This is a genomic window from Bacillus cereus group sp. N6 (genome assembly GCF_016483705.1).
Taxonomy (GTDB): Bacteria; Bacillota; Bacilli; order Bacillales; family Bacillaceae_G; genus Bacillus_A; species Bacillus_A wiedmannii.
This window is the reverse complement of sequence record NZ_JAEHBI010000069.1, coordinates 1-16,863: the sequence shown is the minus strand read 5'-3', so window position 1 is coordinate 16,863 and position 16,863 is coordinate 1. Positions and strand designations below refer to the sequence as shown.

The window sequence follows — 16,863 nt, the reverse complement described above, 5'->3', positions numbered from 1 at the left end:
CTTTAACTTTGAATCCTTCGTAAATTTTGTCATACAAAAAACTGCACCTCCAATTGTTAGACTGTGTCTAACAATTGTTTTCCACATGACCTGTAGTATTAGTTTCAATGGTACTAGATGTTTTTAGTTGATTAGTATTAATGTCCGTCCCACTCAGCTTAATACATTTCATGTAGAGTTTTAAAGAAGAGTCATATATATACGAAGTCTTTTCTTCAGATTCTCCTGTATAAAAAACTATCCTGTTCTCATCCATTTGGTAATCAAATTTTAGATTTTTGATATTTTTAAATTCTTCTTCCGTAATGGGGTAAATATCATATTTGAATTTCTGCTTCTTTTCACTATTAGATTTTATAAGCATAGGAAAATGGAATATACTTAATAAAAAAACTATTGTTCCTGTATTCCATAAAAAGTTTAAATAATTGTCTTTTTCGAGATATTCATATGAAAGAGAAGCAACCATTAACACACTGGAAATTATATGGATTAAAAACAACATGAAATGCCACTTCGTTTTAATAATTTTTTGAAACAATTTGATTGGTAATAAAGTGATAACAAAATAAATGAACATAAAAAAACAAACAATAACATTTAAAAGCAAGGCAAAAGAATAAAGATACCCATGCAAACATTGATAAAGAACTATAGCATAAATTAAATAAAATATAGTTCCTAACAATATACCTGTAGCATAAAACCAAAATTTAAGTTTAACTTGATTAGATTTATCTTTGAATCGTCCATCAAGTGCATTAGTTGTTACTACGTTTATAAATTGACCACAAATATACATGAAAGCCCCTGTAACCAATGTTATAATAATAGCAATAATTGGATAAAATTTACTTATTGTTTCAATTGTTAATCCTGCAAACATTTTTATACATTCCTTTCTTTTTTACTTATTTCAGCAATATTTGTTTTACCTTAGGATCATTTATATTCCTTCCATCTTTATTTCATTATATAAAATTATAACAATAAATAGACAACAAAAGTAATTCCTATATATGTACAGGTTTTAATTTTGAAAGCAAAGAACAATTTATAAAAAAAATGCTATACACTATATGAATAAGACTTCTTTTGAATTTACTGGTATTGTGATGTAAGGAAAATTCCCAAACCATTATCAACCCTTATTTCGTAGGGTTTTTCTACTTCAATCTCATGTTCCATAACCTGTATGTATACCTTATCCATATCAATTGAAAGTTAAATCTGTTACTGTTTACTATCATGTCCCCCTACCTCTCAATCCTCAGTACTACCAATAATAAACATTTTAAACTAACATTATGTTGTATTGACTTAGATGCACTATTTGAGTTCACCTATTTCACTTAACTAAACCCTTTACAACATATTTATTCATATTTATAAAAGATAAGTTAGCAAAAAACTCTATCATATCATTTCTAAAAAACGATCCTAAATTACGCTCCTTAAACTCCATTTTCACTTGTATTTTTTAACACCTTGTCATCATTAAAAATATACGAGCCTCTTCCAAATACTACTCTAAATCATATCTTTCAGACCGCTAACCCCCTTCCAGTGTTAAAAGACAGTATCAATTCCTTATTCTTCCCATGTTGGAATGACACTATTGGTACTCTCTTTCTTCTGAAGGCCCCGTACACATGTTATAGATGGTAACAATAAGCATTTCTATAACATCTAATATAACTACTTATTCATAAAATAAATATCTATTTTATTGTTACTATTGAATAACATGCAAGGCAAATGGAATTTCCCCATTTGCCTTTTGTATTATTCTACCCCTAAAGCTTTAAACACCGCATCTTCTGCACTTTGATAAAAACCTATTTGAAACTTAGCAAACAATTCAGGCGGTACGGTTGGTATGTCTACAGCCGATGCCATCGGTAAAAGTATTTTTTTCGCTCCTGAATCAAAACAAACTTGTAATACATTGGCTAATTCTTCTACTTTATTAATTGTTCCACTTATACTAATAGATCCTAATACAACCATTTGGCTTTGTACTGGTTTATTCAATTCACCTGAACATAATGCGATAAATGCTGCAAGCGATAACTCACCAGTTAATCCAACTCCATGAATATCTTGAATATGCATTAAGTAGTCTTTTGTTGTTGTACTAATAGTACCACTTATATTTTTATTATTTGCTTTAAAGAATCGAAAGGCGATATCTATACTTTCTTTAGCATCTCGATCTGAATTTAATCCCGTTTTTTCAAACTTACCATTACCACTCACAACTTCTGTTTCCAATTTATAAGTACCGATCATTCCAGTTTTCCCACGAGCAACTGTATAAATATGCCCTGGCTTGTTCATCCCCTCTGGAATTAAAGTTCCTCCACCTTGTTCTGGAACCGATACAAACTCTTCATTCATTGATTCATTATCAATATAAGAGAAATTGACATCATAAAACTCCATACCGCCAATTTTCTTTAATTGTTCCTTCACACGTCTGCGTCCTATTAGAGCGTAACGTAGTACTTCTTCCACATCTTCTTTTATATATTCACCGTTCGGATATAACAACTTAATCAAACCCGAAACAGTTTTACGCACTGCTATTACATCTCGTTGATTTAAATTATTTCCTAATCTAAAATATTTATCGATCGCATCTGAGAAAGAACGTTTTCGCATTTCTCTTAAAAACTCCGCTAAATAATCTGTTATAAAACCATATTCATTTGTGAAAAACTCGGGCCTCATTTTAGGAATTTCCCACCCAGGTAAATAGTAATGCATTCGGTCGAAGAATGCCGAATCATATGCCATTGCTTCGGGGAACGGATCAAACAAGTGCGAGGTTTTCAATAATACATCTACACTTTGATTAATATTTCCTACAAAAACCATAGAAGCGCTAGCATTTTTTTCTTCACGTCCTCGGGCAAAAGAACCTGAAGCCATATAATCTTTCATAATTTGGATGCCATCTTTATCTTTAAATGTAATTCCTGCAACTTCATCAAACGCTACCGTATCCCACATGCCAACTAATCCTATTTTTCTAGTCGACATATTGTAAAATAAATTTGCAACCGTTGTTTGACCACCCGATACTAGAATCGAATTAGGTGAAATCTCTTTATAAATATGTGATTTCCCTGTCCCCCTCGGCCCAAGTTCACATAAATTGTAATTATTCTCTACGAGTGGTACCATTCTTTCAAGCAAATGCCACTTTACTGTGTCCTCTAATTGAGTTGGCTCCATACCAGTTGAACGAATAAGTACATCAATCCATTCTTCTTTTGAAAATTGTTTTCTTTGTTCAAACATCTCTTCTAAATCCATATTAGGCATTTGAATTGGTGTAACGCTCTCAATGCTAAATGGGCTTGTACCTTTCGATTCTTCATCAAAATAATATTCCATTTTTACAATACACCATATACCACCTGCAAGGAGCTTATCAAATTCTTTTACATAATGTGAAGAAATCGGAACCCCATTTAATCCAAGATTAGAAAACTCAGCTTCATATATATCTTTTCTATCATTTAATTTCACACCAATTTTATCAATGACAGTATACTTACCAAGCTCCTTAACTTTCGACTTTACTTTCTCCGCTTCATCTGGGCGTACGAAATTATCCGATAAAATCTTTTTGACCATTTGTACGCCATCATTCATACTCTTTTCATCGTCCGTTGCACAATACATACCAAGCAAATATTCAAGTACATAAACTGGTACATTCGCACCTTCTTTAATTTTCTTTGTTAAATCTTTACGTACTACTTTTCCTGCAAAGTGTTTATTTAATTTTATATTTAGATCCTCCATCATAATAACCCCTCAGAATTAAAGTATTTTGTACTAACCTCTTTTTTTACAAATACTAAGGAGATGTTCTTTATCTTTTTCACTTAATATACGAGGTGTTTTTGTTTTACTATTAACCGCACTTAATTCTGAAATACCATTTTCTATTTTCTCATCAAAATATGCCTTAGCTGCATTTAGTGATGTCAGTCGTTCCATCAACCCTCTATCTAAATGCAATGGGGCTGTTAAAATTTTAGAATGGATTCTACTCCCAAAGACAATTACATCATCAACTTTAGCATCAACATTTAAAGCTGCTATTTCTGAATCATGCACACCTTTTTGAAGAATTTTTTCTATATAAAAGTATGCTGTAATGTAACGTTTTCCTCCAATATTTATGTTAAAAAACATAAATGAACCTTCTGTTAGTTCTCTTACAATCCTTTTTGCATTATCACCTGAATCACCATATACTAAATGTGTAAAATTCGGGTCAACGTGATTATTTTCTGCACATTCTGCACTGTATGTTACTAACATATGTTACTAACATATGTTTCTTCATTTTCATTCCCCCTAAAAAGTACCTTCTCCTCTATTTAAAAACCGAAATCATTTGTAATTGCTATATCAATCGTAAACGCTACTCTCTCATAAATATTTTCAACAGTTTCGTCCTCATCCTCTAACACTAAATAATATTTCTTCGTTTTATCATAAGTCATGCTCTTTAGCACAAACTTTTCTTTAAACGTACGATCCTCTGGCTTAGAAGACTGACTATCTGCGATAATAATATTTTCATTAGAAATTCGATTTCCCTCTTCATCAGTGAAATAAACCTTTAAGCGCAATGGTGTTTTCTTATCTTCAATTTTTTCCGTTTGGAAGAACTCCAGATATGTAATACTGTTTGTAATCTTTCTTGTTAAACTTGTTAATTTCACTTCAACCTTTCTCACATCATTCTTACTAGACTTACTACGATCATTTTTAAACTTAATTACTGGCACTACTATTTCTTGTAGCATTGCACCACCGTGTACATAGTTTGCTCCTGTACCTTGAACAGCGAAACGATTCGCCCCTCGTGGTACTTTTACATACTTTCCAGAACCTTCACCTAACACATAGTCCATTGAAAAATTCATTGTACCTTCTATAGAATTGGATTCACTAGAGATAACAAATCGTCGTTTTTCAATATCTGTATTCAGCACATCTTTTTTCACTTTATCACTAGCTTGCAATGTATCTCGATTATAAATAAATCCGTGATCCGCCGTAATAACGATATTAGATGCGCTAACAGTATTAATAAGCTGATTTACTAAAGAACGAATATCTTTCAATGTTTGTTCCACCGCATGAAACACTTCATGTTCTGTTGCTGCATGATCACCTCGTGCATCAATTACATTATGATAAATATAACTTACTTTTTTTCCAGAAAAGACATCGCGAAATTGTTGACGATTCATTGCGGCTAAATCCTTATATTGAATAGCTGTAGAATCTTTATAATGATTTGAAAGAATCGTTGCTCTATTTTCTGTACTTGATGCTTTGTAATCATTTACATATACTTCAGCATTTTCATTAAAAGTGATTGACTTATATGGAAGTAGTGTCGCCATCCCTAAGTCCGTATACGAAGGCAGAACACCTTGCATCGCGACAATATCAGTCGATGCTTTTCGTTCTAAATTCAAAACATTAGATAACTCTTTTGCAGCTTCATAACGGAGTGCATCTGATATAATTACAAACACTCTTTCCTCTTTATTAACGAATGGTTGTACAAATGATCGATAAAATGTATATTGTGACTCTAGACCTGCAATTGGCCAATATTTTTCTTGTTCCCCCACAAGCGCATCTGACCATTTTATTGCTAAATCATTTATATATACATTTGTATATATGTTTTCTACTTTATCTCGAAGTGCCCTAAAACCATCTTTATCTTCAATCTGATCGAATGCTACATAAAATTTTCTATATGCTGTGTCTATATTGTGATATTTACTCTCGTATGCTTTAAATAAATCAAATGGCTGTGATTCAGTAATTGCATTACCCATTTCATATATTTGTTGAAATAACTGAATCGCTTGATACAGTGCTTCGTATTCATTACGGAATACACTAAACCAATGTAACTTTCTTCTTGCCACAATTATTTCTATATATGACGTGTAATCATGAATTGCATCCATTAATTGTTTTGTAATATAAGTAATAATGCTTGTATCAAAACAACGGAACGTATCTGACGTTATATAATCTTTTATTTCTTTACTTTGTAGGTGCTCCGTCACTTTCACTTGTTTTTCCACCGTATTTGCGAGCTCATTGTAAATTACTTCATCCGCACTATGATTCATAAATTGATTCATAAATACAATAGCATTCATTGGCATAGCTGAGATGTATGGGTGCCATGTTTTTGGTATATCCCCACCAAATGTTTCACTAACATTTGTTAATAAGAAGAAAATAAGGAGTGAATTGATTGACTTTTTTTGTGAATTATATCCATATGTTTTCTCTACAAGGCTCCAAAATGTCTCTTCATCACCAAACTTTTGAATGCTCTCCCAATACTTATTCGTTTCTTTTAGTTGTTCTCTAAATAACGCCTTTATTATTTCATCCAAATTCACAATACTACATTTACATAAAGATGCTAATACAGTAAGATCAATTTGTTCTTCTGTATATTCAGGAACTGAAAACGATTTAAACAACGCTTCACGTTCTTTACTCTTAAAGAACTTTGTATATTTCTTAAATACATCTCGCAAAGCAGCATCATTTGTTATACCTAATTCTCTCATCATGACAGTCATTTTATCTGTTGCAAACTCTTGACTATACTTATACACATCAAGTAGCCAATCTTCTCTTGCTGAAGGCTTAGCCATATTTGCATAAATTAAAAAGTTAGAATTCACATCATTTTTTTCTACTTCTAACTTAGTGGCAAACATATTATGCGGAGTTAATTTCCAAATACGAACACCTTCTAAATTCAGTTCATCTATATCTTCGATAAACTCGCCAGCTTCATCGTACCAAAAAACAATATGACGCTTCTTTCCTTCTGTTAACTCTTTATTGAACGTATCTTGTAGGACAGGATTTATTTTTTTTGTATTCATACCTCACCAACTCTCAATAGTAAGAAATAGACTCAGCGTTACCGCTGAATCTATTGTAGTTTTCACATATTATAACACGTTAAATCTTTGCTAATAAATTAGCCTTAAGTGGTTTTTTACCTTCTCCTTGCGGAAGCTCAACATTTTGGAACTTCGCATAGTTTACTTTCACACCATCATCTAAATCAATTGTTATTTTTTGGTTTGCAATATGGGCAATTACTTGATCATATTGTTGGCACTCAAGGAGTTGTTTTTGTAACTTTTCTTTTTCTTTTTTTGCACGCGTCTTATCCTTTGTTGAAGCATCAGACTCAAGTAATACATCACGACGTGCAATTTCCGCTTCATACTTACGTTGCAACGTATGAAGATAATCAGTACGAACCTGAGCTACTGTACCAACATCATAACGATGCATATAAACGAGAGCTTTAAACCCATCATTTTTACCACTATCAAACAACCAATAAATCGGACGCTTTTGATACGTCTTCACATGATCCTTAAAGAAATCTTTCAAGAAATAACGACGAATACATTGACGAGATGTTTCATTCGCCTTCTTATTTAAAGCTTCTGCAATAAAATCAAGATTCTCTTCTAGCGTCTCTTCACTAAACGTAACACGAACAAACTCAATAAAACGACTTACAATATCGTCTTCAAAATACTCATCATCCGTAATTGGAATGATATTATCATCATCCGCTTTAAATGCTTTATATTTACTTACATCAAACTCACCACCAGCAAATACTAGCCCTTCTTGATCTAGTGAATAGCGGCCAAGCATACAGCCTACTGCGTAGGAGATGAAGGATTTGATGTCTCGTTCTTTATCTGCTTGGCGGATTGTGATGTCTTTTTCATCTACTTCTGGTGTTAGTTCTTCTTGTAGCCCATATACTTTAATAAAAATATTATTAAGCTCACCTTCATTCCGTTGAAGCTGATTAAAACTTTTCTTCGTTTCTAAATCCCAATTTTCGTAAATATCAACTAATAACTTTAGACTTTGATTATTTTTTAGAAAAGGGTGCTTTCCAAAATCCCACGAAGTTTCATAATTATCCCAGTCTACCTTCGACAAACAAATACACTCTTTCACTAAAGATTCCACATGTGCTCTAATATCTTTATCATTGATTATTAAAACAGGTAAATTATTCACATCTTTCATTTGATAACTTAAAGTAGGGTTATACAAATTCATTATATAATTAATAACTTTTGTATTTAATAATCCAATTAGGTACTCTTCTGAAATACCTTCTTTTATATGAAAAGTAGGACCCTTTTTATCGTAAATTGCATTTCTTGCCAACCGGACAGAAAACCCTCTATTAGAAATTCCATTATAAGTTAATCCATTTCTAAACCAATATTTTTCATTGAGTAAGTTCGATGTCTTATTGGTCTTATAAAAATGTCTTGCATCTTCAGACCAATTTACCACAAATTCTATATTTCCATACCATTTTCTATAATATCCACCCTTAATATACAAAGCCCAATTTTTATTAATACTCTCCTCATTAACTTCCCATATTTTCCTCAAGAACTTGTCGTTATCAGCAGTAATATTTTGCGATCCTGTTACATCAATATATTCTACTAATTTTTCTTGTGAATTAAATACACTACTTAATTTTTCTGTAATCCAATAAGCAATTGGACTACTCGGAATAGAATTATAAAATTCATTCACTTTTGTATAGCGATAACTAACAGTATCCTTCACAGCCTCTAGCGTCTTCAACACTTGATTTTCAACTCCAGGAAAATCAGAAAGCTTTATATACTCACCTGGTATATCTGATGAGTAGTTTCGTAGTGTATATGCACAAACTGGAACCATTGCTCCATCAAATGAATTATATTCTAATTCTACCAGTGTACTAATGGATTTATTTTCAATAATAAAACGTCTTAAATCTTCATAGGCCGAAAGAAACATCCAAACAAAAGGAGTTAAAAATCCCAGGTGTCCGTCTGATTTAACCATTTTCATAGATTTCTCTAAAAAAGTTGAAAATAAATCTGAATTATACTTAAATTCTTTTTTGATAAAAGAAGAAAGTTCTACTGGCATATATCTAGTACCCATATATGGTGGATTTGTGACTAAAACATCAAAAGTATTTTTTAATATCTCAGCTTGTTTAATTAACCTTGGGAATATATTTATAACCTTTTCTTTACTAATTTCATTAAATAAGTCTCCAGATACATCATTTTGGACAAAAAGCAAACGACTTTGTAACAATGATTTATCAAAGTCATAGATTTTTGTTAATGATCCATAAATATTAGCATCTCTAAAGTTATGAATAAAGCCCTTAATTACCTCGTAAACTGAACCTTCGTTTTCTCCAGCAATATAAACAATATCTTCTTCATTCAATTGATTGCTTTCTTGAATATAAGCTAAATTTAATGTTATTTCTTTCTTTTCAATCCTTCGAAGGAAACGTCTATTATATTGTTGTCCTTTCATAATCAAAGAGAAACAAGCTAATTGATAAGCACGTTCATCAATATCTAACCCATAAAGATTATTTTCAATGATTAAACTAGGGATTTCTCTATCACTATAACCACATCTATTATATATTTCGTAGAGAACATCAAACATATACACCAGAATATGCCCACTTCCCATTGCTGGATCAAAACACTTTATTTCTTCTACTTTCATTTCTTTATTAATATACGGGGCTATCTTCTCTTCAAAATCAAATTCTGATTTCGAATTTTCTAAATAAAAATCCCAACCATTAATCAACTCCCTATCTTCGGGATGTGATTCAATCCAATAACGCCCTAATGAGTTTTGTACCATATATTGCACAATCCATTTAGGTGTAAATAGCTGAGTAGCAAATGGTATTTCTTCTGTTTCATATTTCTTTTTTGATTTAATTACACGATCTTTTTCTTCAAAAATGTAGTATTGGTACAACCATCCAATAATCTCCACTTGCTCTTTCCAATCAGCTTCTTCAATCATTGAAACTAAATCACGTACAACTGAGCCTTCTCCAAGTAAATTATCTGGTAGTAATAATTCCGTATAATCTTGAATTGTTTCAAACATCATCGGCATAATTTCACCGAGTTTGTTACATTGTTTAATTAAAATATATTTAAATAAATCTTCAGTTTTGTTTTCATCTTGCAATCGATACACGATATCTAAGTTTAAATCTAAATCTTCAGCGATATTCGTTACGTCACCAATAACGTCTGGTTCGTTTTTCCCCTTTTGCGCTGAGGAAAGAACTCGTACACCTGTTGGTAAATATTCATTTACTTCCATAAAACGAATAGCAATGAAACGATTAAACCATGTATAGGAAACTTCTTCAATTACTTGTTTATAGTCTTTTTCTTTGATCTTCTGAATTAGTTTTGTACGTTGTTCTAATTCATAACTTTTAAAAAATTTATTATTAATTCGGAATCCATCTTCATATGTTTCTGGTTCTTTAATTTCAGTTTCTGTAATACCGAGCTCATACGCTTTTTGCTTTACAGCGTCCATTAAATTCATACGAGCTGATACTGCAAAATTTTTAATTGCAGTTTTATTCATTATGTATTCCTCCATTTCACCTATAGAAAAGAAGGATAGCACCTCCCTTTTCGTTACTTTACACTAATTTAATAACTGAAGCGTCTTCTAATTCTTTTTGTAATTGTTTTCGAATTTCATCTAGTACTGCTTCAATATCTTCTTCGCTTTCAATTGTTTTCGTTCCGCGAAGAATTGTATTTTTACTGATTGTTTTCTTTATAGCTTTATACTCAACAATTGGATCAATAACAGTCGCTCCACCAGTACCAGTTTTTACTGTAGGCGGTGGTGTAACAGGCGGTTTACGTCTTTCAACTTCATTTGCAATGTCATCAATACATCTTACTTTCAATCGGTCACTCTCTGTTTGCATTGCAATTGCTTCATAGAAATTGTTTACACGGTTCAATCTATCCTTTATACCGTCAAAACTATTTTTAAATTTGTTAAAGAACGTACTTTTAATCTCTTCATGCTTATTAAGTTCTTCTAAAACAGTTTGATAATCAGCTTCAATTAAATTCTTAATTGGTTTACATTCTTTTTCTAACAATTCTACAAATAGTTCATCAAACTCTTTAATAAGCCCTGGCAACTGATGAATATTTTTATACGGTTCTTTATGTTTCACAACCTTCGATATACTCTCAATGAAACCAGTTACCTTTTGGTCCGTTACATACGTTTGGTTCTTCTCAAAGATGTTTAATCGTTTTACTGCATCATCATAAATATCCCTCTGTGTTTCAAAGAAAGCTTTTACAGGCTCCACATCTTCTGCATAATCCAAGAATTCATTTTGTAATTGTTTTGCTTTATTATAGAAACTTGCCGTATCTGAAATGTTTAGTAGCTGTTCAATCGATTCTTTACCATCTTGCAATACATCTTGGCCTGGATAAAAAGTATTACGATATTGAACTAGCAATACATTAATTTTATTCTTCTCAGATGCTAGTAGCTCTTTAAATCGATTCATTAATCCGTCTTCATCTTCCGGTAAAGCAGTAACTTCAAATACTTCTTTTGAAAGATCTTTAACAACTTTCATTAGCGCAGGTGAAATACGTTCCCTCTTTTTCACAATGACACGTTCTACATAATCACGCTTCGTTATGTAATTTACTAAATCGCGCTCACTTGTTGTTAAATTAATACTATTCAATTGTAATTTAATTTCTTGCCCTTTAAACAATTTAATAATGAATGAAGCAATATCAAGATCTTTCCATCCATATGGTTGTTTTGTAAAATGGGTTGTGATGCCCTTAATCGTAATCTGTTGGTTGCGGGTTGTTAAACGAGCGATATAGTCATTTATCTCTTTAACCGCTAACTGATTAGCATCTTCATTATCGCCTGAAAGCGTTAACTGCGTTGTATTTTCAACTAACAATTCATTTAATTGCTTCGCTGTGTCAATAAATTTCTTCACATAATGCAGCTTATTATATAAATTATCAATCAATACTTTAAAAGCATCATTAATTCTCTCAACAGGATTTTTCTCTTTCACATCTAATTGCTGCGAGTTAACAAAGATTTCGGCATATTTTAATGCTTCTGTTACATACGTATGAACGCGATCTTTTCGTTCGTTCGCTTCTCTTGATTTACGCACCTTAATATCTTCGATCGCTTGGGAAGCTGCTGTGCCACTTTTAATTTTCAAGTATGCTTGTATTCTTAATATCTCTGTCATTTCATCTAAATAAGAAGTGTCTTGCGGTAATTTTAATATTACATTACTCTCACGCATAGACATCATTTTCAATTCAGAGTCATTTAATTCAGTCGTTGCATCGAAATATGGCGTAATGATCTTCAAGCCAATATCATTCGTCTGCATACCAATTGGACGATCGTCAATAATTGTATTAAAACTAAAATGATATTTAGGAGAATAACGATATTTTTTATCTTGATAGACCACATTAAAAATGACATCACCAATTTTTTGAATAACTTCCGCTGAATCAACATGCATATTTTTAATTTCACGGTTAACATCTTGTTCATCATTTGTTAAGAAAATATACTCTTGTCCATTTTTTTGAATTAATGTTTCTTTACTTAATCGAATTAATGAACTTTCAATTTTCTTCTTCAGCTCAATTTTATCGTCACTTATGTTTTGAATCATTAACGTTGCTAAATTTTCTAAGTTTGCAGGTAGTTCTTTTACATATTTAATTAAGAATAGTAATTTCAATACTTCTACATCGTATTCATTTAAGCGTGAATTGTTTTGCGCATGGATGATTACAGTACGAATACTCGAATCTAAAAATGCTTCAATTGTTTGATAGAACGCCGAAAATGGGATAAGAGCTCCAGTCTCGCTTTCAGCATATTTCATTGCTGATTCTTGGAATGCACTCAATAAAGAGCGCTCCCCTTCTGCTAAATGCTTTCCTGATGCCCCATGAATTCGAATACCTGTAAATACTTTTTGTAGTAAGTTAAATTGATATGGAATAAACGGATAAACATCTACGAAATCTTCCTCATTATTAAATATTTTCATTTCTGCTGTATCACCAGAGAATGTAATTAAATTCTTTAAGATGGAACTGTTATCACCATAAAGAAGTCGTAAAGTTTGTTTACCAACTTCGTTTTTTAATAAAATACGTTTTTTAATTACTTCATCTACGTGAGCACTAGACAGGCTTAATCTTGTATCAAAACGACCTTGAATTTTCGAAAAGTCGTTTCCGTTAACTTTAACAACAGAGTCAATATCTTGCTGACTTGTTACCAATACCCATACTTTTCCTCCGCACTGCGTACCGATATCTTCTACTACTGTTTGGAGATTCAGCATCAGTTGTGAATCATTACCGATATATTGTCCTAATTCATCTATAAGGAAAACAACATGGTGGTTATTTCCTTTCGCTTCTACATATTCACGCACACGTTTAGCAAAACGATCGATACTAATGAAATAATCCTCTTCCGCACGTTCATACCAATTACGTGCTGCATCTTCACTCATTTTCGTTGTTTTTGACAACGCTTCTATAATCGAATCTTCTTCATAATAAAAATCTTCTCGAGCTTCTTCCCATGTATTCCCCGAAATCTGTTCAAATTCCGCCTTAAATTCCTCATAACACCCGTCTTTCACCATTTGACGTTCTAAATCAGCTATCCAAGGGATCGAGCCACAAAATCCTTGCATTTCATTAAATACTTTATTAAACACTTTTACAATTGCATTTTTATCCGACTTTGAATCCGATTCGCTTTTAGAATCAATATTAAAAAGAATTACATCTGTTGTTGTATTTCCGGCCAGTTTCATATCTGCGAGGACCATCGGATCTAATATTTTATTATTAAAAAATGAAATGGCATCTTTATCGATTTCTTTTTCATCCATTACATGTTTATTCTCTAATAAGTAAGAAAGGATTTTTAAGAAGTGTGATTTACCAGATCCGAAGAAACCTGAAATCCAAACTCCCATTTTATCCGTATGCCCAGTAATACCTTTTTTATATGATTTAAAGAACTCACCCATATGATGTAACAACTCATTGGTTACGACATACTCATCTAGTTCTTGATAGATGTTTTTATCATCATCTTGTCCAACTTTAATAACACCTTTAATATCACGGTTAATCTCTTTTTCAAACATTTTTTGAATTTGCATATACTACCTCTCCTCCAATTCTCTCTATTATTTATCAATCAATTGAAATGCCCTATAGTAATTATCATCTTTAATTTCACCAAATAATACGAGCTCCAGTCCATCATATGTGCCTGGGAAAAACATCACTAACGGTACTTTGTCGACTGCTTTATGTAAGTTATTTAATATCGTATGCGAGCGAATGATTGGAAATACTTTTCCTACTCCTGTCAAAAAAACAATATCATTAGGTTGTACTCTATCTGTAATATACTGCACAACTAAATCATTGTTACTTGTTAGACGCAAAGCTTTTCGTGTCGCATTTAAGATAAAGTTGCTCCCTTTTTTTTGCTCCATATCGATATTTTTTTGCAAGTAGCCTTTTTCCTCTAATATTTCTAGCATCACTTCATATAAATCGAATTCTCTTATATGTAGGGAACTATCATTTTTTAATCGTTCTTGCATATAAACAATATGTTCTCTCACAAGCATCTCGTATTTCGGATCATAATCAAAAATATAAAACCCTATCTCATTGCCTAATCCTTTATTTTCACGAAAGGATGCATCTGTAATTTTCGGTAAAATTTCATCTAGACGTTCATTTATTCTTCTCACACTATTCACCTACTAAAATATCCATATATATGCCGTCACCTAATGCGCGTATATGTTCTACTATATCAATATTTAATAACGGTCTTTCAATTTCTCGATTTCCTTTCTGATTCTTTAAATAACCAGCTTCAAATAATATTCTAATGTACACTTGTTTCAATTTATAAAATGTATAATCATTCCATGATGCAACCTTTTCACTTTGCTGCTGTTTATTTTCAAAGAATATATTAAAATCAGCATCTGTCAGAAAAGCTTCTCTAAAAACAAACTTCTCTTTAAACACCTCATTCATAAATTCAAAAAATAAACGGTCTGTTTTCATAATGGAATATAATACAATAGCCTTGCTGGATTCTATATCCCCACATCCAATTCCCCTAATTAAATAATCATCTAATATTTTTAAACGGGCCAAAACACTTGATGCAATTTCCTTTTTTCTTGATTCCGTATTAACTTGAAAAACATTTTCTGAAACCGCCTTTTCTTTCACTTCAAACTCTTTAAACCCTTTATTTAATAGGATTGAAACTTTCTTCATCTCTAAAAACAGAAGTGGACGGGACTTAATAGTTGACTTATAAACTTGCTCTTTTACCATTTTTTCACATTCCTTCGGGCCACTTTTTGATATTTCTATTGTACCCTTTTAAGTAAATAAATAAAAGAAATTTCTATATTAAAATAAAATCCAGCATTATTTACGTCACATATATCATCACTTACAAATAAACCAATAGAAGAGTATTAATCACTAAACTTAACCATCCCCCCATACCACTCATAACTCTCCTCCAAAACCCCCCTCATCTCCCCACTATCCCTATAATAAGAATTCCAACCCCGCTCCCTCAAAATCCCCTTCCAACTATCACTCTCCACCATCTTCTTAATAACACTATCCCAATAAGCAACCTCTTCCTCCGTCATATCTTTCGGGCCTATAATACCTTTCCAGTGCTGGAATATGACGTTGATTCCTTGTTCTTTCCAGGTTGGGATTTCTGGTAGTCGGTCTAGCTGTTTTGGTGCGGATACGGCTAGTATTTTTATTTTGCCGGCTTTGTATTGTTTTTCGGCTTCGGATAGGGTCAGGGTTGCGGCGCTGATTTGTTTGTTCGTTAGGGCGTTTATGATTTTTTCTTTGTTTTCGTAGACGAAGAATTGTAGTTCGGCAGGGTTTATGCCGAATGCTTTGCTTACTTGTACGAAGGATAGGTGATCGTCGTTTCCTAGGCCTGGGGCAACACCGATTTTGAAGTTGTTCTTGTCTTGTTTTAGTTGTTCCATTAGTTGTTTTGCGTTTTCTATGTTCGATTCTTTTGATACGGCAACGACTTCCCAGTCCGATGCGAGTTTTGCGAGCGGCGTGAAGTCTTTATATGTTAGTTTACTGTGGCCTAGTAGGTTGTTCGTTATGAGTAAGCTTGAGTTAATCGCCAGTACGTGACCGCCTTTTTGTTTCGTATATTTCCATCCAACGTCACCGCTGCCACCTACTTTGTTTGTGACAGTGATTGGTTTTGTGAAGATTTTTTCTTCTGTTAGTGTTTTTTGCATCGCTCGCGCTGTTAAGTCCCATCCTGCTCCTTGAACGTTCGGCGCAACGATTTCTACTTTGTCTATGTTTACTGTATTCGTTTGAGATTTTTCTGAGGAACAACCAGCTATTACTCCTGTCATGATCCATATACATAGTAATAATCGTTTTTTCATAGTCCTCGTCCTATGCGATATTTTCGTTCTGGTCGTCCAATAATGCCGTGTGACCTGGTCAAGAAAAACTGGAACATCAATTAGATTACGCAATTGATTTTGAATACTGATACGGAGTCATGCCATTTAATGATGAATGAGGACGAACGGAATGATAGTACATATAAATAAATTCAGCCACTAACTGATTGACTTGGGCGAGAGAAATCAATTTTTCTCCATGTAAGCACTCACGTTTAAAGATGCTAAAAAATTGATGTTAGACTAAAAAGTAGACACAGGTTACTATAATAAAAAATGAACCAAATGAGGTGTCTACATGGGGAAAG

Annotated in this window: 9 protein-coding genes and 1 pseudogene; all 10 read right to left on the bottom strand. The window is 32.5% G+C overall.

Annotated features, from left to right (window positions below; translation table 11 throughout):
- Nucleotides 1-67: 67 nt before the first annotated feature.
- A complete protein-coding gene (locus JDS99_RS27940) occupies nucleotides 68-886 on the bottom strand; it encodes a hypothetical protein (RefSeq protein WP_199696155.1) in 819 nt (272 codons plus the stop codon).
- Nucleotides 887-1,785: 899 nt separating this feature from the next.
- Nucleotides 1,786-3,816, bottom strand: a complete 2,031-nt coding sequence (gene brxL, locus JDS99_RS27935) for a protease Lon-related BREX system protein BrxL (protein ID WP_199696154.1) — start codon at nucleotides 3,814-3,816, stop codon at nucleotides 1,786-1,788.
- Nucleotides 3,817-3,849: 33 nt separating this feature from the next.
- Complete coding sequence (locus tag JDS99_RS27930) at nucleotides 3,850-4,341, bottom strand: hypothetical protein (RefSeq protein WP_199696153.1); 492 nt, start codon at nucleotides 4,339-4,341, stop codon at nucleotides 3,850-3,852.
- A gap of 59 nt (nucleotides 4,342-4,400) precedes the next feature.
- On the bottom strand, nucleotides 4,401-6,965 hold the full coding sequence (gene pglZ, locus JDS99_RS27925; protein ID WP_199696152.1) for a BREX-1 system phosphatase PglZ type A: 2,565 nt from the start codon (nucleotides 6,963-6,965) through the stop codon (nucleotides 4,401-4,403).
- A gap of 79 nt (nucleotides 6,966-7,044) precedes the next feature.
- Entirely contained in the window at nucleotides 7,045-10,563 is a 3,519-nt protein-coding gene (gene pglX, locus JDS99_RS27920) for a BREX-1 system adenine-specific DNA-methyltransferase PglX (protein ID WP_199696151.1), read from the bottom strand.
- Nucleotides 10,564-10,621: 58 nt separating this feature from the next.
- Nucleotides 10,622-14,209 (bottom strand): BREX system P-loop protein BrxC, encoded by a 3,588-nt coding sequence (gene brxC, locus JDS99_RS27915; RefSeq protein WP_199696150.1) that lies wholly within the window; start codon nucleotides 14,207-14,209, stop codon nucleotides 10,622-10,624.
- 27 nt (nucleotides 14,210-14,236) lie between these two features.
- Nucleotides 14,237-14,815: a BREX-1 system protein BrxB gene (gene brxB, locus JDS99_RS32140; RefSeq protein WP_199696149.1), complete on the bottom strand. Its 579-nt coding sequence runs from the start codon at nucleotides 14,813-14,815 to the stop codon at nucleotides 14,237-14,239.
- Between the two features lies 1 nt (nucleotide 14,816).
- Nucleotides 14,817-15,419 (bottom strand): BREX-1 system RNA-binding protein BrxA, encoded by a 603-nt coding sequence (gene brxA / locus JDS99_RS27905; RefSeq protein WP_199696148.1) that lies wholly within the window; start codon nucleotides 15,417-15,419, stop codon nucleotides 14,817-14,819.
- Between the two features lie 146 nt (nucleotides 15,420-15,565).
- A complete protein-coding gene (locus tag JDS99_RS27900) occupies nucleotides 15,566-16,534 on the bottom strand; it encodes a tripartite tricarboxylate transporter substrate binding protein (RefSeq protein ID WP_199696147.1) in 969 nt (322 codons plus the stop codon).
- A gap of 85 nt (nucleotides 16,535-16,619) precedes the next feature.
- Nucleotides 16,620-16,781: pseudogene (locus tag JDS99_RS27895) on the bottom strand (integrase core domain-containing protein); the annotation flags it as partial.
- Nucleotides 16,782-16,863: the final 82 nt, after the last annotated feature.